Source organism: Acinetobacter sp. YH12151, from assembly GCF_013418355.1.
GTDB classification, from domain to species: domain Bacteria; phylum Pseudomonadota; class Gammaproteobacteria; order Pseudomonadales; family Moraxellaceae; genus Acinetobacter; species Acinetobacter pseudolwoffii.
The window spans coordinates 1-20,381 of sequence record NZ_VPCG01000020.1; the positions used below are offsets into that span (position 1 = coordinate 1).

18 protein-coding genes are annotated in these 20,381 nt (G+C 44.3%); 2 read left to right on the forward strand and 16 right to left on the reverse strand.

Annotation, left to right across the window (positions count from 1 at the left end):
* Positions 1 to 137: 137 nt before the first annotated feature.
* From FTU82_RS08960 to FTU82_RS09035, 16 genes are all read right to left on the reverse strand, one after another.
* Positions 138 to 785 carry a 4'-phosphopantetheinyl transferase superfamily protein gene (locus tag FTU82_RS08960; protein ID WP_159138483.1) on the reverse strand — a complete coding sequence of 216 codons (648 nt, stop codon included), beginning with the start codon at positions 783 to 785 and terminating at the stop codon, positions 138 to 140.
* 146 nt (positions 786 to 931) lie between these two features.
* Complete coding sequence (gene der, locus FTU82_RS08965) at positions 932 to 2,341, reverse strand: ribosome biogenesis GTPase Der (RefSeq protein WP_005095683.1); 1,410 nt, start codon at positions 2,339 to 2,341, stop codon at positions 932 to 934.
* Positions 2,342 to 2,512: 171 nt separating this feature from the next.
* Positions 2,513 to 3,661, reverse strand: coding sequence for an outer membrane protein assembly factor BamB (bamB, locus tag FTU82_RS08970; RefSeq protein WP_005095682.1), 1,149 nt, complete (start codon positions 3,659 to 3,661; stop codon positions 2,513 to 2,515).
* Entirely contained in the window at positions 3,658 to 4,353 is a 696-nt protein-coding gene (locus FTU82_RS08975; RefSeq protein WP_180101272.1) for a tetratricopeptide repeat protein, read from the reverse strand. The genes bamB and FTU82_RS08975 overlap by 4 nt, the downstream gene beginning before the upstream one ends.
* Before the next feature lie 30 nt (positions 4,354 to 4,383).
* Positions 4,384 to 5,679 (reverse strand): histidine--tRNA ligase, encoded by a 1,296-nt coding sequence (hisS, locus tag FTU82_RS08980; RefSeq protein ID WP_005095678.1) that lies wholly within the window; start codon positions 5,677 to 5,679, stop codon positions 4,384 to 4,386.
* Positions 5,680 to 5,682: 3 nt separating this feature from the next.
* On the reverse strand, positions 5,683 to 6,804 hold the full coding sequence (ispG, locus tag FTU82_RS08985) for a flavodoxin-dependent (E)-4-hydroxy-3-methylbut-2-enyl-diphosphate synthase (protein WP_005172685.1): 1,122 nt from the start codon (positions 6,802 to 6,804) through the stop codon (positions 5,683 to 5,685).
* Between the two features lie 23 nt (positions 6,805 to 6,827).
* Positions 6,828 to 7,619, reverse strand: a complete 792-nt coding sequence (locus FTU82_RS08990; protein WP_074384029.1) for a DUF4115 domain-containing protein — start codon at positions 7,617 to 7,619, stop codon at positions 6,828 to 6,830.
* A complete protein-coding gene (gene pilW, locus FTU82_RS08995; RefSeq protein ID WP_005172689.1) occupies positions 7,610 to 8,410 on the reverse strand; it encodes a type IV pilus biogenesis/stability protein PilW in 801 nt (266 codons plus the stop codon). Before pilW ends, FTU82_RS08990 begins: the two co-directional genes overlap by 10 nt.
* A 14-nt stretch (positions 8,411 to 8,424) precedes the next feature.
* A complete protein-coding gene (gene rlmN, locus FTU82_RS09000; RefSeq protein WP_005095669.1) occupies positions 8,425 to 9,660 on the reverse strand; it encodes a 23S rRNA (adenine(2503)-C(2))-methyltransferase RlmN in 1,236 nt (411 codons plus the stop codon).
* A 122-nt stretch (positions 9,661 to 9,782) separates the two neighbouring features.
* Positions 9,783 to 10,214: a nucleoside-diphosphate kinase gene (ndk, locus tag FTU82_RS09005; RefSeq protein WP_004647460.1), complete on the reverse strand. Its 432-nt coding sequence runs from the start codon at positions 10,212 to 10,214 to the stop codon at positions 9,783 to 9,785.
* A 110-nt stretch (positions 10,215 to 10,324) separates the two neighbouring features.
* Positions 10,325 to 10,525, reverse strand: a complete 201-nt coding sequence (iscX, locus tag FTU82_RS09010; protein ID WP_100329232.1) for a Fe-S cluster assembly protein IscX — start codon at positions 10,523 to 10,525, stop codon at positions 10,325 to 10,327.
* A gap of 87 nt (positions 10,526 to 10,612) precedes the next feature.
* Positions 10,613 to 11,164 (reverse strand): phosphatase PAP2 family protein, encoded by a 552-nt coding sequence (locus tag FTU82_RS09015; protein WP_005095663.1) that lies wholly within the window; start codon positions 11,162 to 11,164, stop codon positions 10,613 to 10,615.
* Between the two features lie 30 nt (positions 11,165 to 11,194).
* The gene (locus tag FTU82_RS09020) at positions 11,195 to 12,466 is read right to left on the reverse strand and encodes a glycosyltransferase family 1 protein (RefSeq protein WP_180101273.1); all 1,272 of its coding nucleotides are present in this window, start codon (positions 12,464 to 12,466) and stop codon (positions 11,195 to 11,197) included.
* A gap of 652 nt (positions 12,467 to 13,118) precedes the next feature.
* Positions 13,119 to 14,135 (reverse strand): ketol-acid reductoisomerase, encoded by a 1,017-nt coding sequence (ilvC, locus tag FTU82_RS09025; protein WP_005095658.1) that lies wholly within the window; start codon positions 14,133 to 14,135, stop codon positions 13,119 to 13,121.
* Positions 14,136 to 14,242: 107 nt separating this feature from the next.
* Positions 14,243 to 14,734 (reverse strand): acetolactate synthase small subunit, encoded by a 492-nt coding sequence (ilvN, locus tag FTU82_RS09030; protein WP_005095657.1) that lies wholly within the window; start codon positions 14,732 to 14,734, stop codon positions 14,243 to 14,245.
* Positions 14,731 to 16,458, reverse strand: a complete 1,728-nt coding sequence (locus tag FTU82_RS09035) for an acetolactate synthase 3 large subunit (protein WP_005095655.1) — start codon at positions 16,456 to 16,458, stop codon at positions 14,731 to 14,733. Before FTU82_RS09035 ends, ilvN begins: the two co-directional genes overlap by 4 nt.
* Positions 16,459 to 17,145: 687 nt before the next feature.
* On the opposite strand from FTU82_RS09035, the gene FTU82_RS09040 reads away from it, so the two are divergent.
* Together FTU82_RS09040 and leuS are read left to right on the forward strand one after the other, a co-directional pair.
* Positions 17,146 to 17,496, forward strand: a complete 351-nt coding sequence (locus FTU82_RS09040) for a DUF4124 domain-containing protein (protein WP_180101274.1) — start codon at positions 17,146 to 17,148, stop codon at positions 17,494 to 17,496.
* A gap of 124 nt (positions 17,497 to 17,620) precedes the next feature.
* Entirely contained in the window at positions 17,621 to 20,257 is a 2,637-nt protein-coding gene (gene leuS, locus FTU82_RS09045) for a leucine--tRNA ligase (RefSeq protein WP_180101275.1), read from the forward strand.
* Positions 20,258 to 20,381 lie beyond the last annotated feature (124 nt).

The following is a 20,381-nucleotide window of genomic DNA, read 5'->3' on the forward strand; positions in this document are numbered from 1 at the left end:
AGCAAGGTCTTGCTCTACTTTCTTTAAGCTTTCAGTCAAGTATTTCATTGCAAGTTTTTTTAAAATTTAATACCTAAATTGTATATGTTTGACTATATTTGTCAATATAATTATTTACTATCAATCATTCTGCTGATTTAAACAGATTGGTGAATCTGGATTAGCGGAAATCTGAAACCCTTGCATGAATGCTCACTTTGCCAGGCCACGGTGAGCATACATCCTGCCATATTATAATTTTGATAGGCATAGACGCCGATCTCTGGATGTTCACATCTTCCACCATTCTGATCTGGATGAATCTGGGTATTTAACTCATTCAGGTTGATGCGTATGCCCAGTCCTGAGGCCTTTAATACAGCTTCCTTGGTGGTCCAGACCTTAAACCAGTATTCGGAATCATAGTCCAGTGCCTGCCACTGTTTAAGCTCTTCAGGATGAAAGGTATGTTGTGCCATGGCTTCAAATCGAACCTTACGGCTCAGCTCTTCAATATCAATTCCCAAATTTTGGACATTATTGCTCGTTGCCAGAGCATAGAAATTTTGACTATGGCTATGGTTAAAGTTGAAGTCTGGATGAGTGTGGAGATAGGGTTTGCCGAATGTAGTCCGCACAACATCCTGATTGAAGACAGCGGATTCCAAATGACTGGATAAAAACTGATTTCTTAACGCGGCTATCTCAATCTTACGCGCTTGAATCTGTGCCTTACGTTCCAGGAGTTGGTTGCTTTGACTCGCGTCAGACAACGCATGCAGATCAATTCGAATAAGTGAAGTCACAATGGTTTTTCAATCTATATTTACTTTAAATCTATTGTAAGAGAGTTCATCAATCTTTGACCATGAGAATTGCCTTACATTTGAGAATCTAAGAGGGAAAAAAGCCTGCATCAGCAGGCTTTTTATCGAAAACTTAACACAAAAAATTAACGCTTAAATTTCTTTTCGGCTTTCTTGAACTTCTGTACATAACGACGTTTACGCGCTGCAATACGCTCATCCATCACCGTCTTACGCCCTTCAAACGGGTTTTCAGAGGTTTTAAACTCGATTTTAATCGGCGTACCTTCAAGCTTGTATACTTTACGGAACACGTTTTCAAGATAACGACGGTAATCCGCAGGGGTTTTATCGACCTTGTTACCATGGATCACGATGGTTGGTGGATTCTGTCCGCCCATATGCGCATAACGCATTTTAATACGACGACCCTGAACCATAGGCGGTTGGTGGGCATCTGTTGCATCATTTAAAATCTGGGTGATTTTTGCCGGTGATACTTTCAAACGAGATGAATCATAGGCACGGTGAATCGAAGGATAAAGCTCACCCACACCCGTTCCATGCAATGCAGAAATCAAATGCACTTTTGCCCATGGAATGAAATCGAAGCGACGCTCTACATCTAGCTTACATTGCTTGCGATCATATTCAGTCATGTTATCCCATTTGTTGACAGCAATGACCATGGCACGACCGGCTTCAAGCGCATAGCCAATCAGATGCAAATCTTGCTCAACGATACCATCACGTGCATCGACCACAACCACAATCACGTTGGCATCTTTCATCGCCTGTAAAGTTTTAACAATCGAGAATTTCTCAATCATTTCATCCACTTTACCTTTACGACGCACCCCTGCAGTATCAATCAGGGTATATTGACGGCCATCACGCTCGAATGGAATATAAATCGAGTCACGTGTTGTACCCGGCTGGTCAAATGCCACCACACGCTCTTCGCCGAGCAAACGGTTCACCAGCGTAGATTTACCCACGTTTGGACGACCAATAATCGCTAAACGCAGACCAGTGTTTTTATCATGTTCTTCCGGGTTTTCATCTTCCGGTACATCGGCAAGCACGTCTTCCAGCATTTGCTGAACACCACGACCATGGCTAGCAGCAACTTGTAGCGGCTCGCCCATGCCCAGTTTGTAGAATTCAACCAGGGCAGCTTCAGCATGTACGCCATCGACTTTATTGGCCGCCAGAAAGACCTTTTTACCTAAAGTACGCAGTTCACGCGCAATCTGCTCATCGGAAGCCAGCAGTCCGGCACGCGCGTCGACCACAAAAATGATAATATCGGCTTCATGAATGGCAGTTTTAGATTGCTCTGCCATATACGAGTCAATACCGCCTTCATTTTCACCAATACCACCGGTATCAACCACAATGAAAGATTTATTTTGATAGGTTGCATCGCCATATTTACGGTCGCGTGTCAGACCAGCAAAGTCTGCCACCAATGCGTCACGGCTCTTGGTAATCTGATTGAACAGAGTTGATTTTCCGACATTCGGACGACCAATGAGCGCAATTACGGGTTTCATAGAGTAACCTTTATTCAATAATCAGGCAGTCAAAGTGGCCTGAACATCAGAAAGTATAGGAAGATATAAGGGGAAAAATACCCTAAATAAAAACACGGGGCATTGATTTTTCAATCACCCCGCGTTCACAAAAATACGGTTGCGGCTAGTTTAACATAAGGCTCGTTAAAATTAACGGTTCTGCCAAATGCTTAATGCGCCCTTGCGTGTAGAAACATAAAGCTGGTTGTCGATCACGCGTAAGTTACGCACTTCACCAGAGGTTTTCGAACGACCAGTAATTTGTCCGGTACGCGGATCAATCAGGTGCAACACACCATCCAGATCACCGACCACCAAATCCGTGCCTAACATCACTGGATTACTGAGCTGACGATTCAACAATTGATCATTTTCCCAAAGCGGTTGACCCGAGCTAATCTCAAAAGCTTTAATTTTGCCATCAGTTTGCGCCACGAATACGCCATTGCCGACAACTTCTGGACGCTGGATGCTGCTGGCATCTTCACTCCAGATGACTTGCTGTGAAGCCAAGTCCAGTACAGTCACCTGACCTTGATAACTGGTCGTCACCACAAACTGGCCTGCAACGACCGGCTCACCGTCAATATCGACCAGACGCTGAATATCAGAACGGCCATCCGACACGGCGACACGACGCTGTAACTTTGGTACGCCACTTAAGGCATCCAGTGCATAAATATACGCATTTGAAGATGCAATCAGCACATTACGCGCATCTAATGGCACAGGAGCCGCCATACCACGCAGGCTGAATTGTACATTAGGCAGGTTATAAGTCCAAACTTGTGCACCGCTTGCCACTTCATGCGCATAGACCATACCGTCATTGCTCACACTAATCACACGACCTGCATGAATCAGTGAAGGCGCCAGTAAAGCACCCGTCAATTGTGCAGTCCATTTTTGCTCACCGGTTTGCTGATCGAGTGCAAACAGTTGGCCCTTCTGGCTACCCACAACAACCAGACCCTCGGCCGCTTCAACACCAGAACTTAGATTATCTTTGCTGACTTTTTTCTGCCAGAGACGCTGTTTGCCCTTAAATGCAGACACCTCGCCTTTTGGATCAATCGCAAAAACCACACCATTGTCTGCATCCAGACGTAAACGCAATGGATCGGCAGCATCTGTCGCAGATACACTGGTGGAAAATACAGGAACCAGTGTTTTGGCTTGGGTCAGTTTTGGAAGTGGGTTCGGTTTTACTTCTGGAACTTTATTTGTTTTACCTGCACAGCCAGCCAGTGCAAGCGTTAAAACAGTCAAGGCACAGGTAATTTTGTATTTTCTATTCATGCAGCTTCTTCCGCTTGTGTTTCTATAATTGGGCGTTCGATTTCTGGATCATCGACCAACACGCCTACGCTTTCGAGCTTAATTTGTAAAATCTGACGTTCTTCTTTACGTTCAATCAAGGCATCCCATGCACTTTGATATACTTTTTTCGCATTTTCAATATCATTTTTGGCAACATAGATATCGCCACGTGCTTCATCGGCAGTTGCTTTAAACGCAGGTTCAGTCACTGCTTCTAAAGTTTTCAATGCAGCATCATATTTTTTCTGTGCCAGTTGCGCATAAGCCAGACGAAGTTTGACCACCTGAACCAGACCTTTATCGTCTAGTGTCGAGTTTTCAACTTTTTGTAGCGCTTTCTCAGCCGCAGCATAATCTTCTTTGTCATAGGCCAGTTTCGCCATGACCAGCTGAGTCTGAATGGCCTGAGCTGAATCTGGTGCTTCTTTGACAATTTTGTCCGCAGTTTCAGACAGCTTGGCAAAGGCATCGCCCTGCGTCGCCTGTGCATCATCCATCAACTGCTGAACCTTGGCAGTGTGCATTTGCGACTCTGCCAGGTTTTTCTTCTGCCAATATTCCCATCCAAAAAAGGCAATCAGCGCAATCAAAATCCCTATAATGATCGAAGAACCATATTTCTTCGTAAAGGATTTTAAGCTTTCAAACTGTTCATCACCCACTGCGCTCATGAGACTACCCTTTTCCTGATGTTTTATCGATTATTTTAAAGAAATTTTAGCACTAAAAAATGCAACGAAGTCCGTAAATGGCACATTCGATTGCTCTGCGGTTGCCAGTTCTTTCACCGTAAAAGTCTGCGCTTCAAGTTCACGCTCACCTAAAATCGCAGCAAACAAAGCACCGGCCTGATCGGCCTTTTTCATTTGCGACTTCATTGAACCTTGAGAGCCCACTTTCAAACGCACCTGACTCCCCGCTGCTTCAAGCTGATCACGGATCTGTTCAGCAATGACCAAGGCTTGACCTTGAGAAGCCGGTTCAGCCACCAGGAATACTTCACAATCACGCGTTGGTGTATTGTCTTCAACCTGTTCAAGCAGAAGCAATAAACGTTCGATACCCATGGCAAAACCAACCGCAGGTACAGACTGATCAGGCTTGCCCTTCAATTGACCAACAAGACCGTCATAACGGCCACCGGCACACACGGTTCCTTGTGAACCTAAATGTGTTGTGGTCCATTCAAACACAGTTTTGTTGTAGTAGTCTAAGCCACGTACCAGTTTTTGGTTGATCACAAAACTCACGCCGGCATCAGTCAGGTACTGTTGTAACTGGGCAAAATGCGCCAGAGTTTCTTCACCCATAAAGTCATGCAGTTTCGGTGCATTTTCTAGGATGCTTTGGGTTTTGGCATCTTTAGAATCTAGAATACGCAGTGGATTTGTGGTCAGACGGCGCTGAGAATCTTCGTCCAGATCGGCTTTATGTGACTCTAAAAATTCAACCAAGGCTGCACGATAGGCTGCACGTTCATCCGATTCGCCTAAAGTATTTAATTCAAGTTGAACCTTGTCCGCTACGCCCATACGTTTCCACAGACGTGCAGTCATCAAAATCAGCTCTGCATCCATGTCCGGAGTCGCCACACCAAAGGTTTCTACACCAAACTGGTGGAACTGACGGTAACGGCCTTTCTGTGGTTTTTCATAACGGAACATTGGCCCGATATACCAGACGCGAGGAGTTGCACCACGAAGCAGATTATGCTCCAGCATGGCACGTACACAGCCTGCAGTTCCTTCAGGGCGTAGTGTCAGAGACTCAGGCGGATTACCTTTGTCCAGAAAGGTATACATTTCTTTTTCAACGATATCGGTGGCATCACCGATCGAACGTTTGAACAGATTGGTCTGTTCAACGATAGGCAAACGGATTTGTTGATAGCCATAAGCATCCATCAAACCCGACAGATGTTGTTCAAGACGTCTCCAAGCTGGGCTTTGCGTTGGGAGAATGTCATTAAAACCTTTGATTGCGACGATTGAACTCATGATCTACTCAGAAAAACTTGTACGAATAATTTCTTTAGATTTAGCTTCTTCAAGCTCGGTAACACGTTGACGAACCATATTTTCGATCTCATCAACCAGTTGATTGGTATCAATTAGATGGCTCTTTTCACCATTACGATACACCAGTGAACGTGGCGCTGCACCTACGACACCGATATCGGCTTCTTTAGCCTCGCCCGGCCCATTTACTTTACAGCCAATCACCGAGACATCCATCGGGGTACGGATATCTTCCAGACGCTCTTCCAGTTGTTGCATCACTGAAATCACATTAAATTCCTGACGTGAACAGCTTGGGCAGGCAATAAAATTAATGCCGTTAGAACGCAGACCCAGCGATTTTAGAATATCAAAACCGATTTTAATTTCTTCTTCAGGCTCGGCAGCAAGCGAAATACGCATGGTATCGCCAATGCCTTCCATCAGCAAACCACCCAGAGCGATTGCAGATTTAACCGAACCTGTACGGTAAATACCGGCTTCGGTTACACCCAAATGCAGCGGATTATCAATTTGCTGTGACAGCAAACGGTACGCATCCATGGTCAGGAACACATTGGATGCTTTAACTGAAATTTTAAATTCCTGAAAATCCAGACGGTCTAAAATATCGATATGACGCATCGCAGATTCAAGCAATGCTGCGCCTGTCGGCTCGCCATATTTCTTTTGAATGTCTTTTTCGAGTGAACCGGCATTGACACCGATCCGCATTGAAATATCATTATGACGTGCTGCTGCCACCACTTCACGAATCTTTGCTTCTGAGCCGATATTGCCCGGGTTAATCCGCAAACAGTCTGCACCGAAGTCCGCAACTGCCAAAGCAATTTTATAGTCGAAGTGAATATCGGCCACCAAAGGCACATTCACCTGCTTACGAATTTCACCAAATGCTGCCGCCGCTTCCATCGTAGGCACAGAAACCCGCATGATGTCTGCACCGGCATCGACACAGCGCTGGATCTGTGCAACCGTGGCTGCCACATCACAGGTTTCAGTATTGGTCATAGACTGGATACTGATTGGTGCATCACCACCCACATAAACTGAACCGACACGAATTTTACGTGTTGGACGACGTTTAATTGGATTTACGATCATGGTTTTGCTCTACTCTTGATCTGTTAAGGTGACAAACGGAATTCTGCTTTTCCGTTTACGGTATAAGGTGACAATGAAATATTTTCATTATTCAGGCTGAGTGATACAGCTGCCGCATCATCAAGACGAATCTGGAATGGTGCTTCACCATTGAGTTGCAAACTCGATGCCTGACGGCCAGTCGCTAAAACGTTACCGGCTGAATCGACGATATGCACAGAGGTCGGACGGTTAAAATCGAGTTTTAGCTGGTCGCCAGACAGTGCGGCGCCTGCATCCAGATTCAGAATCTCGATATTGGAAGCACCGACTCCAGAAACTTCACTGCTATTTTGCGAATTACTGCTCGACCAGTTTTGAATCATGGCAAACAGTGCGCCCAAAATTAGCAGCAAGACCAGCGTAATAAAAATGCGCTTTAACCATTTACGGTTACGGTCACGCTTGGAACCTGGCAATTTCCCCATAATTTTGATGGGGGAATTATTCAGCGCATGATTGGGCAACAAACCCGTATCATTGGTATAAATTTCATCAAAACGCTGAATAATAGTCGACGCATCTACACCCAAAAGTTTGGCATAGATCCGGTAATAGCCTTTGATAAAAGTCGCCTCAGGCAAAGACTTATATTCATCCTGCTCAAGTGCAGTCAGGGTTTTGACCGGAATATTCAGCTCTTTGGCCACATTTTCCAGATCACGTTGCTGATTGAGACGAATCTGACGCAAGTACTCGCCCGGACGTTGAATATTTCCTAACGCATTTGGAGCTACGCTCGAATGATTCGAAGGTGAATTAGGATTTACTTCCATACGGCCTCAGTACTGTACTGTAATTGCAAATAACGTTGGTATTCCTGGCTTTCAGGAAACAATGCACGTAACTGGTTCACCAATACCTGCATCCCCAACTGATCACCACTGGCACGCGCAGTGCGAATGCCAACCCAGAGCGCACGGGCACCCTGATTTTTCTGTCCCACACCACGCGCAAACTGTTGATACAGTTGTGTCGCTGCCGGGAACTGCTGGTTTAAATAAAAAATTTCTGACAACTCTAACATTGATATATATGAATCGCGATTCGCCTGAAGCGCCTGTTTGAATGATTTTTCAGCATTCACCACATCGCCCATTTTCAGGTAAATACGTCCCATATTTTCCAGTGCACGGAAACGCTGATCATAACCTAAAGTTGCACCGGCAATGTTAAACTGCTCGATCGCATCATTATAGCGTTCTAGCTGATATAAATACGTGCCATAGTTGTTGCGTGCCTGTGCATTTTTCGGATCTGCCGAAATCGCACGCTTGAAATAAGCATCTGCTTTCTCAAGATTGAGCTGACTACCTTCCTGTTGCAATAGCACGCCCATCATCATATTCGCTTGCGAATCACGCGGAGTCGTTTCGAGTGCCTGATCCAGCGCACGTTTGGCTGCATCTAGGTCACCTGTTCTTAAATATTCTGCCGCCAATTGGGTACGGACTTTGGTGGCTTTTTCAGGATCTTTCTGACCCAAATCTGGCGTTTGACATGCAACCAAAGCTAAAGACACACATACTGTTGAAATCAAAGCAATTTTAGATGTTAGATTTCTCAACTGGCGACCTCTTATTATCCTTGTGAACGCATAATCTCATTTGACTGCGCAATTTTCTTTTTCCACTGTTCCGCACGACGGGTACGATCAGCCACTTGACCTACAAGCTGTCCACACGCCGCATCAATATCATCACCGCGTGTCTGACGAATCGTACACACAAAACCGGCATCAGACAAAGTTTTTTGGAAAGAAATAATGCGGTTACGGCTTGAACGCCCATAAGGCGCGTGCGGGAAAGGGTTGAATGGAATCAAATTAATCTTGCTCGGCAAGTTCTTCAGCAGCTTAATCATTTGCTGTGCATGTTCAGGATGATCATTCACACCATCCAGCATCACATATTCAATAGTGACGTGTTTACGTGAACTTTCATTACCATCTTTGGCAATATAACGCTGACACGCCGCAATCAGTTGTTCTAAAGGATATTTCTTGTTGATTGGCACCAGTTCATTACGCAGTTCGTCATTTGGTGCGTGCAATGAAATGGCCAGTGCAACATCAATGTCTTTGACCATTTGATCAATTTTCGGCACTACACCTGATGTCGATAAGGTCACGCGACGTTTCGACATGCCATAAGCAAAGTCGTCCAGCATAATGCGCATGGAATTAAGTACGGCATCGTAGTTAAGCAGTGGTTCGCCCATGCCCATCATGACCACATTCGTGACTGAACGTTCACGATCTGCCACAGGCACATCTTCCATATAGGAATAGTTCGCCACCCACAACTGACCAATGATTTCTGACTGATCTAAATCGCGCTGAAAACCCTGTTTACCGGTTGAACAGAATGAACAGTCTAGTGCGCAGCCCACTTGAGACGAAATACACAAGGTACGACGTAGGCCGCTACGATGTTCTGCTGGAATCAATACAGTTTCGACAAGAGAGCCGTCACCATCACCGACACGGAAGACCCATTTACGGGTACCGTCTTTAGAATAATTTTTATGCACCACTTCGGGCGCTTTAATTTCACAAATACGTTCCAGTTTTTCACGCAGTTTGCCCGAGATATTGGTCATCTCGGCAAAATCGGTCACGAAAAATTGGTGAATCCATTTCATTACCTGCCCGGCACGAAACTTCTTCTCCCCCATATCCTCAAAGAATTTCTCCATTTGCGGACGAGACATGCCGAGTAGGTTCACTTTTTCCACAGCATTCTGCTGTGTGGGAGTGGACGGAGATGGTTGCTGTGCAGCTGAAACTGCAGATACAGCGACGACTTCAGTACTCATGTGTATTACCTAAACCATGTCTAAAGATCAAAGGAGAAGCTCAATATGTGAGCAAAGAATTATTCAAAGAATAAAAAAACCAGATAAGTATAATAACACTTATCTGGTTTGAATACTGCGAATTAACGAGTACGTGGAGCAATCTCAGTTTGAGCGAAGAAGTAGTTAACTTCACGGTCAGCTGATGCTACAGAGTCAGAACCGTGAGCAGCATTTTCGTCGATGCTTACAGCGAAATCTGCACGGATTGTACCAGGAGCAGCTTCTTTAGGATTCGTCGCGCCAAGGATGTCACGGTGAGCAAGAACAGCGTTTTCACCTTCAAGAACTGAAACAACCACTGGACCAGAAGTCATGAAAGCAACAAGATCAGCAAAGAAACCACGTTCTTTGTGCTCAGCGTAGAAGCCTTCAGCTTCAGCTTGAGTCAAGTGTTTCATTTTAGTTGCAACAATTTGAAGACCAGCTTTCTCGAAACGAGCAAAGATGTCGCCGATGTGGTTTTTAGCAACTGCGTCTGGTTTTACGATAGATAAAGTACGTTCGATAGCCATGATAGGCTCCTTAAGTCAATTGTTGACATGAAAATTTGGCGCATTATACCGAGATAATGCGCACTTTTCTGCTTTTACACTGTAAAAATATGCTTTTTTCAATCGGGCACTTAACGCGCTTCGTCAATCCATGCCATTTGAATCGCTTCCAGCAGACCTTCTGTGGATTTAGTCGGGTCATCCGTAAACTCAGGCAAGGCACATACCCAGGCGTGTAAATCAGTAAAACGAATCCACTGCGGGTCCACATCTGGATGCGCTTCGTAGAGTTCAATCGCGATATCCAGGGTATCAGTCCAACGTAAACCCATCTCTATTTCTCACCATATTTGCTTTAATGCTGTACTTTAGCAAATTTATAAAAATCTGCGAGCTTTCGCCCCAGTTTTCACTTACTTTTACAACATAATATTGAGATAAGGTGCGCTCAGCACAATGACCACGGCCATCATGCCTCCGATCATTGCCCCAACCGCGACATCACTTGGATAATGCAATCCCAGAATCATGCGCGATAAAGCCACCAGCAGCGTAAAAGGGAGCATCAACAGCAATAATAGCGGTGCAACATAACCCAAGACCGTGGTTGCCATTACCGCATGCAAGGTATGTCCAGACGGAAAACTAAAATGATCAAGCGGCCGCTCACCCAGTCGAATCACCTGGTGCACCTGATAAGGTCTTGGACGTACAGTTTTTGTTTTGAGAATTTTATAAATCAGCGTACCGAACGTTCCACCCAAAATGATATAGAGCATCTGTAGCCCATACTCCAAGCCACGAAGTCCCCATGCAGCAAAACACATCACATACCAAAACACTCCATCCCCCAAACGGCTAATGATTTTAAAAAAAGCAGCGATTCGATTTGAGTGGGAGAGATGATTGAGGTAGACACAGCCTTTTAAATCTATTTCTAAAAATTTGAGTTTGGCATTGTGGATTTTCATCATGTTGCTCCCGCTCTTGTTTTAATTAGGTCATTTATTTTGCCTTGTGATTGAGTACAGAACCTGTTCAAACTGCTCTACAGGATGTTGCCATCCGACCTTCTGTGCACAGTGTGAAGCATACACACCCATTCTTCTAAGTGTGTGATAATCTGGTAACTTTAAGATATTGGCTGTTAAATCTTCTTGCAGACCCAGTGAGCTGAGCCAGCCTGTTCGGTCGTGTTGTACATGTAGATGTGCACAAGCATAATCATAAGCAATAACCGGCAGTCCACTGGCCATCGCCTCCAATACCACATTGCCAAAGGTTTCAACCTGACTCGCAAAGCAAAACACATCGGCACTGGCATAGGCTTCAGCAAGCTGTTGACCACGCAAACTCCCGGTAAACACAATCGAAGCATCATGATTCAACTGCTCTAAGCGCTGTCGGTCTGGACCATCTCCGACCACCACCAGACGCACATCCTGACAATGCATATGACGCAATGTGAAATATGCCTGAATCACCACTGGTATTTCTTTTTCAGGCGATAAACGCCCGACATACAACATGATACGGGTCTCTTTGGAAGCTCCCCAGCTCTGGCGTAGGGAATCAGAACGCCATTTAGGTGAAAAGGCTTGTGTATCTACCCCTCGCCCCACCACAACCAGTGGACACGTCACTCCAAATTTGCGGAGTGCTTCGGCAGTCTCACGACTCGGTACACAGGTAATTGCGGTATGATTATGAAACCATTTGAGATAATGCTGAATAGGTTTAACCAAGAATGCCAAATCAAAGAAACGGCTAAATTCCTGAAATGGTGAATGAAAACCGCTCGATACAGGAATTTTAAGGAATCTTGCAGTTTGCTGCGCGGCAAGCCCTAATGGGCCTTCTGTGACGATATGCACTACATCGGGTGCAAAGACTTCTACCGCATGGCGAACTTTTAGAAACTGCGGCCAACCGAACTGTAAGCCTGAATATTTGGGAATACGCTGTGCTTTAACCAAACATTCCCGATAGGGTTGAAATTCAGCACAGATGCCTTTTTGCTCGGGTCGAATCAATAAAATTTTATGCCCCTGTTTTTTCAGCCCTTTGCAGAGTTGTAACAGTGAATGGGCTACACCATTAATTTCAGGTGGCCATGTTTCGGTCACTATGGCAATTTTTAAGCGGGGGCGTACCAAATCTGCAAGCGCAGATGATTTTTGAGGACTTTTCAGACGTTGCTGTTTTAAGTCAAATTGAAAGCCATCAAGGAATGCTTGTTGTTTTGTTAAGGCTTGGCTGTAGGGCTGATTCATGTCGCACCTATCTTACTTATGTATGTTTTAAGCAAAGCATAGGTGTTCTGTGTGACTGTTTGATGAAGTAGCAAAAACTTAATAATGGGTGCTATGCAACCCGAAATGAGCCTTCTGAATTGAATATCATTTTGGCTGTAAAAGCTTTTTGATCTTTAATAGTTAGAATTAATCCTTTGTAGTAATTAGGGTCATTACAATCAATAAATACATCACGCTTAAAAATATCTTTTATCTCAAAAAACTAAATTGCTCTCAACAAAATCATTAATATTTATTAGATTCTTTTCTGTACTAATCTCAAATCCTAAGCATTTAACTTTCATGCATTTTCCAATAAAAAACCCCATAATAACGAGGTCTTTATAGCATAAAATTCAACCAAAAGGAGTATTAATTCTTTTCCTTATCAACGATTTTGTTTACTTGAATCCACGGTACGAAAAAAATAAAGCACTGCTTTATTCTTCTTGAGGCACTTAACGTTAATACTAACATCATTATCACACACAAAAAGCCCCTGTTAAAAACAGGGGCTTTTTGACTTAGACATTAGAACTTAGTTCTTTTCTTTGTCTACGATTTTGTTTGCTTGAATCCAAGGTACGAAAGAAAATTAAAGCATGGCTTTACTTTTCTTGAGGCACGTAACTTAGTTCTTTTCTTTATCTACAATCTTATTCGCTTGAATCCAAGGCATCATCGCGCGAAGTTTGTTACCAGTTACTTCGATACCGTGAGCAGCGTTTTGACGACGACGAGCAGTCATAGATGGGTAGTTCAACGCACCTTCTTGAATGAACATCTTCGCGTATTCGCCAGATTGAATACGTTTAAGTGCATTACGCATCGCTTCACGAGACTGCTCGTTAATTACTTCAGTACCCGTTACATATTCACCATATTCCGCATTGTTCGATACAGAGTAGTTCATGTCCGCGATACCGCCTTCGAACATCAAGTCAACGATCAATTTAAGCTCGTGTAGACATTCGAAGTACGCCATTTCAGGCGCATAACCAGCTTCAACCAAAGTTTCGAAGCCCATTTTAACCAGTTCAACTGCACCACCACAAAGAACTGCTTGCTCACCGAAAAGGTCAGTTTCAGTTTCTTCACGGAATGAAGTTTCGATAATACCAGTACGGCCGCCACCTACGCCTGAAGCATAAGAAAGTGCAACGTTACGCGCGTTACCAGATGCATCCTGGTGAATTGCGATTAAATCAGGAACACCTGAACCACGCTGGTATTCAGAACGTACTGTGTGACCAGGTGCTTTAGGCGCAACCATGATTACGTCAAGGTCAGCACGTGGAACAACTTGGTTGTAAAGAATCGAGAAACCGTGAGCAAACGCTAAAGTAGCACCTTGCTTGATGTTTGGCTCAATCTCGTCACGATAAAGTTGAGATTGGAATTCGTCAGGCGTCAAGATCATGACTACATCCGCTTGCGCTACAGCAGCAGCAACTTCAGCAACTTTAAGACCTGAATTTTCAGCTTTTTTCCAAGAAGTAGAGTTCGCACGTAAACCTACAGTGACATCAACGCCAGAATCTTTCAGGTTAAGCGCATGTGCGTGACCTTGTGAACCGTAACCAATGATCGCTACTTTCTTCGATTGGATGATAGATAAATCGCAGTCTTTATCGTAAAAAATTTGCATTGCTGTCTCCGCTTAATGCTTGTTTGTCTGTTTAAATCAGGCAGTGACCCTTAAATTTACACTGCCTGATACCCCCTTCTTATTAGGATGAGGAAATACTTTAAAATTTAGATGGTGAGTACTTTTTCACCGCGTGCGATACCAGAAACACCTGAACGCACGACTTCTAAAATGGTGTGTTCTGCTAGTGCATCGATAAACGCATCCACTTTTTCAGTCGTACCGGCAATTTGAATGGTATAGGTTGTCGGTGTGACATCAACAATCTGACCACGGAAAATATCCGCAGTACGCTTAATTTCGTCACGAGATAAACCGAGTGCTTTTACTTTAATCAGCATCAATTCACGCTCAATGTGTGCACCTTCAGACAGGTCAACCACTTTCACCACTTCAACCAGCTTGTTGAGCTGTTTGGTAATTTGTTCAATCTTGTGATCATCGCCATAAGTGGTCAATGTCAAACGTGAAAGCGTTGGGTCTTCAGTCGGAGCAACATTCAATGTTTCGATGTTGTAGCCACGCTGTGAGAACAAGCCGACTAGGCGGGAAAGCGCGCCTGACTCGTTTTCTACGAGTACAGAGATAATATGTCTCATTTAGTGCGCTCCCCTTTAGCCAACCACATATCCTGCATCGATTGACCCGCAATCAACATCGGATAAACGTGCTCGGTACGATCTACCATCACGTTAATAAATACGCATTTGTCGTTAATCGCCATCGCTTCTGCAAGTTTCGACTCTAGCTCATCGGCATGGTTAATCTGAATACCGACATGACCATAAGCTTCCATCAGTTTGGCAAAGTCAGGCAATGAATCTACATAAGAACTTGAATGACGTCCTTCATAGTTCATATCTTGCCATTGTTTTACCATCCCTAAAGCCTGGTTATTCAAGCACAGAATTTTTACATTCAGGCCATATTGCTTACAGGTCGAAAGCTCCTGGATACACATCTGAATCGATGCTTCACCGGTGATACACACCACTTGCTGTTCCGGGTATGCAAGCTTCGCAGCCATCGCATACGGCAAACCTACACCCATGGTGCCTAGGCCACCTGAGTTGATCCATTGACGTGGACGTTTGTATTTGTAATACATCGCACCAAACATCTGATGCTGACCGACGTCAGAAGTAATGATTGCTTCGCCATTGGTCACTTTGTCCAATGCCTGAACCACTTGTTGTGGCTTCATTACACCATCAACACCTGCCTCAAAACGACCGCCGTGAACCTTGCGCCATTCATTGATCTGTTTCCACCATGCCGCAATCGCTTCAGGATTTGGCTTAGAAACATTCAGCTGTTTCAACTGATTCAACATTTCATTCAATACAGGCTCTACAGCACCGACAATTGGAATGTGCGCCATAATGGTTTTTGAAATCGTCGCCGGGTCGATATCAATATGAATGACTTTTGCATTTGGACAGAATTTCGCAGGGTTATTAGTAACACGGTCATCGAAACGCGCACCCACACAAAGAATTACATCTGCATTGTGCATGGTCATATTGGCTTCGTAAGTACCGTGCATACCCAACATACCGATGAATTGTTCATCATCGCCCGGGAATGCGCCAAGACCCATCAAGGTATTGGTCACTGGATAACCCAATAGATGCGCAAGCTCTGTCAATTGTGCTGAAGCATTACCTTGAACAACACCACCACCCGAGTAAATCACTGGGCGTTTAGCACTGATCAGCTCTTCAATCGCTTTACGAATTTGGCCCGAGTGACCACGGAACGGTGGCTGATACGAACGCATCTTCACTTTTTCCGGGTATTCGTAAGCAAACTTCTCTGCAGGATTGGTGGCATCCTTTGGAATATCGATCACGACAGGACCTGGACGACCAGATGAAGCGATATAGAATGCTTTTTTGATAATTGCAGGAATTTCGCTGGCATGACGCACCTGGAAACTATGTTTCACGATGGGACGTGAAATGCCGACCATATCGGTTTCCTGGAATGCATCTTCACCAATCAGATGACTCGCAACCTGACCTGACAAAATCACCATCGGGATTGAGTCCATATAGGCCGTTGCGATTGGCGTTACCGTGTTGGTTGCACCCGGACCTGAGGTCACCAGTACCACACCGGTCTTACCTGTTACGCGTGAGTAAGCATCCGCCATGTGACCGGCAGCTTGTTCGTGACGTACGAGGTAATGATTGATTCGGTCTTGTTGAAATAGCGCATCATAGATATGCAGAACTGCGCCGCCTGGGTATCCAAAAACATGTTCAACGCCTTCGTCCGCTAATGCGCGAACAAGCATTTCACCACCAGATAGAAGTTCCAACGTGATTCACCCTAATATTATTCACTGCACAAATGGGAGGCATTTGCAGTGTTTCATTTGTTAACTGTCTGCACTGTTATAGCACACAAATTTCATAGTTTTCAAAGCAATAGGAAAAAAATTTAATCTCTTCGCTGTTCGAGCAATACGGGATCTAAAACATGTTGGGATAAACATATTTTGCTTAGCTTTGTTCAATTTCTCGGCTAGAGAAATCGCCCATTGCATGAAATGGCACCTAGTCGAAGGGTGATCGATCTAAGGCATATAAAACTATAGCAGCATTCTTGTGTTTTCAGGCTTTAAAGTCAAGTTTAAAAAACAGGCAATATGCGCTTAAAAACACCTGATTTGCTGTTTTTAACAGCGATCTAGAGCAAGGACAGTAATAAAGAATTAATCTAATAATATTTAATCCAATAAAATTCATAAACTTATATATTTAATTTTATAAATTTTTAGCATGTCTTATATAAAAAAAATGAATGAATTTTTAATAAATCCAGTGAAGTTGTTTATCAATAAATTTTGTGTCTGAAAATTTGCTCACCACTTCTACAAACGAGATGCAGAAGCTGTTCGACCCTTAATCATGAATAGAGCAGATAAAAATTCATTATTTTTACTGTGAAAATCACTACAATGTTTTGTAGTATTTTATGGCTAGAACACAGAGGCTCAAAAACAATGAAAATATCTTTTTTAACTGCCTTAAGTCTGAGTTGTGCAATTTCTCTGGGCATCTGTAGCAGCAGTGCTTCAGCAATCCAGTATTATAAATGGGTCGATGCCAAGGGCACCACGCACTATACGAAAACACCGCCCCCGAAAACAGCGAAAAAAGCCACAACTGTTGATACCTATGGCTGGAAAAACTCGGCACCGACACCGCCTAGAACGAGTGAAACTGAAGCGCAAACAAAAAATAGCGCTCAAGAACAACTGCAACAGCCTCAAATTCCTGAGAATCAGGATCAGCAGCAACGTGAAGCCAACGAAGCCTTAGAACAATCGAAAAATCGCGCAGTGGCTTTATAAGCGACCTCCACTATGGAACTGATCATTTTTTCTTAGGGAAATGCCTGCGCAAAATTCACTTTTAGGTGCATTTTGCGCTATGCTGTGCAACAGACTTTTTTCACCGTAATTCACTGATACGTTTATGACTACTCACATTGATTCCGAATATCAAGCCAGTGCGATCGAGCCTCAAGTCCAACAGGATTGGGAATCTCGCAAAGCCTTTAAAGTTGCCGACAAAGTAGAAGGTCCACGTCGTTATATTCTCTCGATGTTCCCTTACCCAAGTGGCAAACTGCATATGGGTCATGTGCGTAACTATACGATTGGTGACGTGATCAGCCGTTTCCATCGCTTAAAAGGTGAAACGGTCCTGCAACCGATGGGTTGGGATGCTTTCGGTCTACCTGCTGAAAACGCAGCGATTGCACACCAGGTTGCTCCGGCAAAATGGACATTTGAAAATATCGCTTACATGCGTGACCAATTAAAGAAATTGGGTCTAGCTGTCGATTGGGATCGTGAATTTGCCACCTGTACCCCTGAATACTATCGTTGGGAACAATGGTTATTTGTTCAGCTTTATAAAAAAGGCTTGATCTACCGTAAGCTTTCAACCGTGAACTGGGATCCGGTCGATCAGACTGTACTTGCCAACGAACAGGTTGAAAATGGTCGCGGCTGGCGTTCAGGTGCATTGGTTGAAAAACGTGACATTCCAATGTACTACTTCCGCATTACCGATTATGCGCAAGAATTATTAGATGATCTAGACACATTGAAAGACGGTTGGCCTCAACAAGTTCTGACCATGCAACGTAACTGGATTGGTCGCTCACAAGGGATGGACATTACGTTCCCTTCAGCAAATCCAGAAATCTACGCTGAAGGCTTAACAGTCTTTACCACACGTGCTGACACGTTGATGGGCGTGACTTATGTTGCTGTTGCAGCAGAACACCCAATGGCACTCAAAGCTGCTGCTCTCCAATCAGAAGCAGGCAACCCTGAACTTGCTGCATTTATTGAAGAATGTCGTATGGGTTCAGTTGCTGAAGCGGATCTTGCGACTGCCGAGAAGAAAGGTATGGCAACAGGCCTGTCTGTTAAGCATCCTGTGACTGGTGAAGAAGTTCCGGTCTGGATCGCCAACTATGTGTTGATGTCTTACGGTTCAGGTGCGGTGATGGCGGTGCCTTCACACGATGAGCGTGACTTCGAATTTGCCAATAAATATGGCTTAAGCATCAAACAAGTCATTGATGCCAAAGGCGCTGACGATAGCGACTTTTCTGCAACAGAATGGCAAGAATGGTACGGTTCGAAAGAAGGCAAACTGGTGAATTCAGGCGAGTTTGACGGTCTAGATTTTCAGGGTGCATATGATGCATTCCTAGCCAAACTAGAACCAACAGGTCTGGCAAGCTCTAAAGTTCAATTCCGTTTACGTGACTGGGGTGTTTCCCGTCAGCGTTACTGGGGTTGTCCAATTCCAATGATTAACTGTCCATCATGTGGTCAAGTGCCAGTGCCTGAAGAGCAACTTCCTGTTGTACTTCCGACTGACGTTGTTCCAGACGGTTCAGGCAATCCATTGAACAAGATGCCCGAATTCTACGAAACGTCATGCCCAAGCTGTGGTGGCGACGCGCGTCGTGAAACCGATACGCTTGACACTTTCGTAGAGTCTTCTTGGTACTATGCACGTTATGCATCTCCTGATTTTACTAATGGTTTAGTTAAACCTGAAGCTGCTCAAACATGGCTTCCAGTAAATCAATACATCGGTGGTGTTGAACACGCGATTCTGCACTTACTTTATGCACGCTTCTTCCACAAATTGATGCGTGATGAAGGTGTAGTACAAGGTAATGAACCATTTACCAACCTGTTAACTCAAGGTATGGTTTTGGCAGATACTTATTACCGTGAAGCTGAATCAGGCAAGAAAACCTGGTTTAACCCTGCAGATATCGACCTCGAACGTGATGAAAAAGGGCGTATTCTGTCTGCGAAATACCAAGGTGATGGTCAGGACGTAATTGTTGGTGGTCAGGAAAAAATGTCGAAATCGAAAAATAACGGTATCGACCCGCAATCCATTATCGACCAATACGGTGCAGATACCGCACGTGTATTTATGATGTTTGCAGCACCACCGGATCAATCGCTTGAATGGTCTGACGCCGGTGTTGAGGGTGCAAACCGCTTCCTGAAACGTGTATGGCGTTTAGCAACAGGCTTCCTTGAAAAAGGTAACGGTGCATCAAACATCGACAAAGCGGCACTGTCTACGGCTGCACAAGACCTACGTCGTAAAACCCATGAAACCATCCAAAAAGTCGGTGATGACATCGAACGTCGTCATGCATTTAACACTGCAATTGCTGCATTGATGGAACTTCTAAACGCGAACAACAAGTTTGAAGCCCAAGATGACAATGACGTTGCTGTTGCACGTGAATCGATTACAACGCTATTAACTTTACTTGCACCATTTGCACCGCATTTAACCCAGACTTTATTGGCTGAATTTGGGATTGAATTGAATTCAACTTTATTCCCTGCAGTAGATGAATCTGCGCTGACACGTAATACGCAAACCATCGTGGTTCAAGTCAACGGTAAACTTCGTGGCAAGCTTGAAGTATCTGTAGATGCTTCTAAAGATGACATCTTGGCTCAAGCCAAAGCATTGCCTGAAGTTCAGCAATTCTTGACTGGTCCAACCAAGAAAGAAATTGTTGTTCCAAATAAGTTGGTGAACTTGGTGGTTTAAATCCTGAGGAATTGTTTAAGCACTGCTTTAAACAATTCTGCAAGGGGATGAGGGCGAATAATTCACCTCTCCCTAACCCTCACTTGCGTTCAGTTTTAAAAGCGCTGCTTTAAAACCTCACTCA

Coding starts and splice junctions, on each gene's coding strand:
- der (WP_005095683.1), bottom strand. CDS start 2,341: ATGAAACCCGTAATTGCGCTCATTGGTCGTCCGAATGTCGGAAAATCA.
- bamB (WP_005095682.1), bottom strand. CDS start 3,661: ATGAATAGAAAATACAAAATTACCTGTGCCTTGACTGTTTTAACGCTT.
- FTU82_RS08975 (WP_180101272.1), bottom strand. CDS start 4,353: ATGAGCGCAGTGGGTGATGAACAGTTTGAAAGCTTAAAATCCTTTACG.
- hisS (WP_005095678.1), bottom strand. CDS start 5,679: ATGAGTTCAATCGTCGCAATCAAAGGTTTTAATGACATTCTCCCAACG.
- ispG (WP_005172685.1), bottom strand. CDS start 6,804: ATGATCGTAAATCCAATTAAACGTCGTCCAACACGTAAAATTCGTGTC.
- FTU82_RS08990 (WP_074384029.1), bottom strand. CDS start 7,619: ATGGAAGTAAATCCTAATTCACCTTCGAATCATTCGAGCGTAGCTCCA.
- rlmN (WP_005095669.1), bottom strand. CDS start 9,660: ATGAGTACTGAAGTCGTCGCTGTATCTGCAGTTTCAGCTGCACAGCAA.
- ndk (WP_004647460.1), bottom strand. CDS start 10,214: ATGGCTATCGAACGTACTTTATCTATCGTAAAACCAGACGCAGTTGCT.
- iscX (WP_100329232.1), bottom strand. CDS start 10,525: ATGGGTTTACGTTGGACTGATACCCTGGATATCGCGATTGAACTCTAC.
- FTU82_RS09015 (WP_005095663.1), bottom strand. CDS start 11,164: ATGAAAATCCACAATGCCAAACTCAAATTTTTAGAAATAGATTTAAAA.
- FTU82_RS09020 (WP_180101273.1), bottom strand. CDS start 12,466: ATGAATCAGCCCTACAGCCAAGCCTTAACAAAACAACAAGCATTCCTT.
- ilvC (WP_005095658.1), bottom strand. CDS start 14,135: ATGCAAATTTTTTACGATAAAGACTGCGATTTATCTATCATCCAATCG.
- ilvN (WP_005095657.1), bottom strand. CDS start 14,734: ATGAGACATATTATCTCTGTACTCGTAGAAAACGAGTCAGGCGCGCTT.
- FTU82_RS09040 (WP_180101274.1), top strand. CDS start 17,146: ATGAAAATATCTTTTTTAACTGCCTTAAGTCTGAGTTGTGCAATTTCT.
- leuS (WP_180101275.1), top strand. CDS start 17,621: ATGACTACTCACATTGATTCCGAATATCAAGCCAGTGCGATCGAGCCT.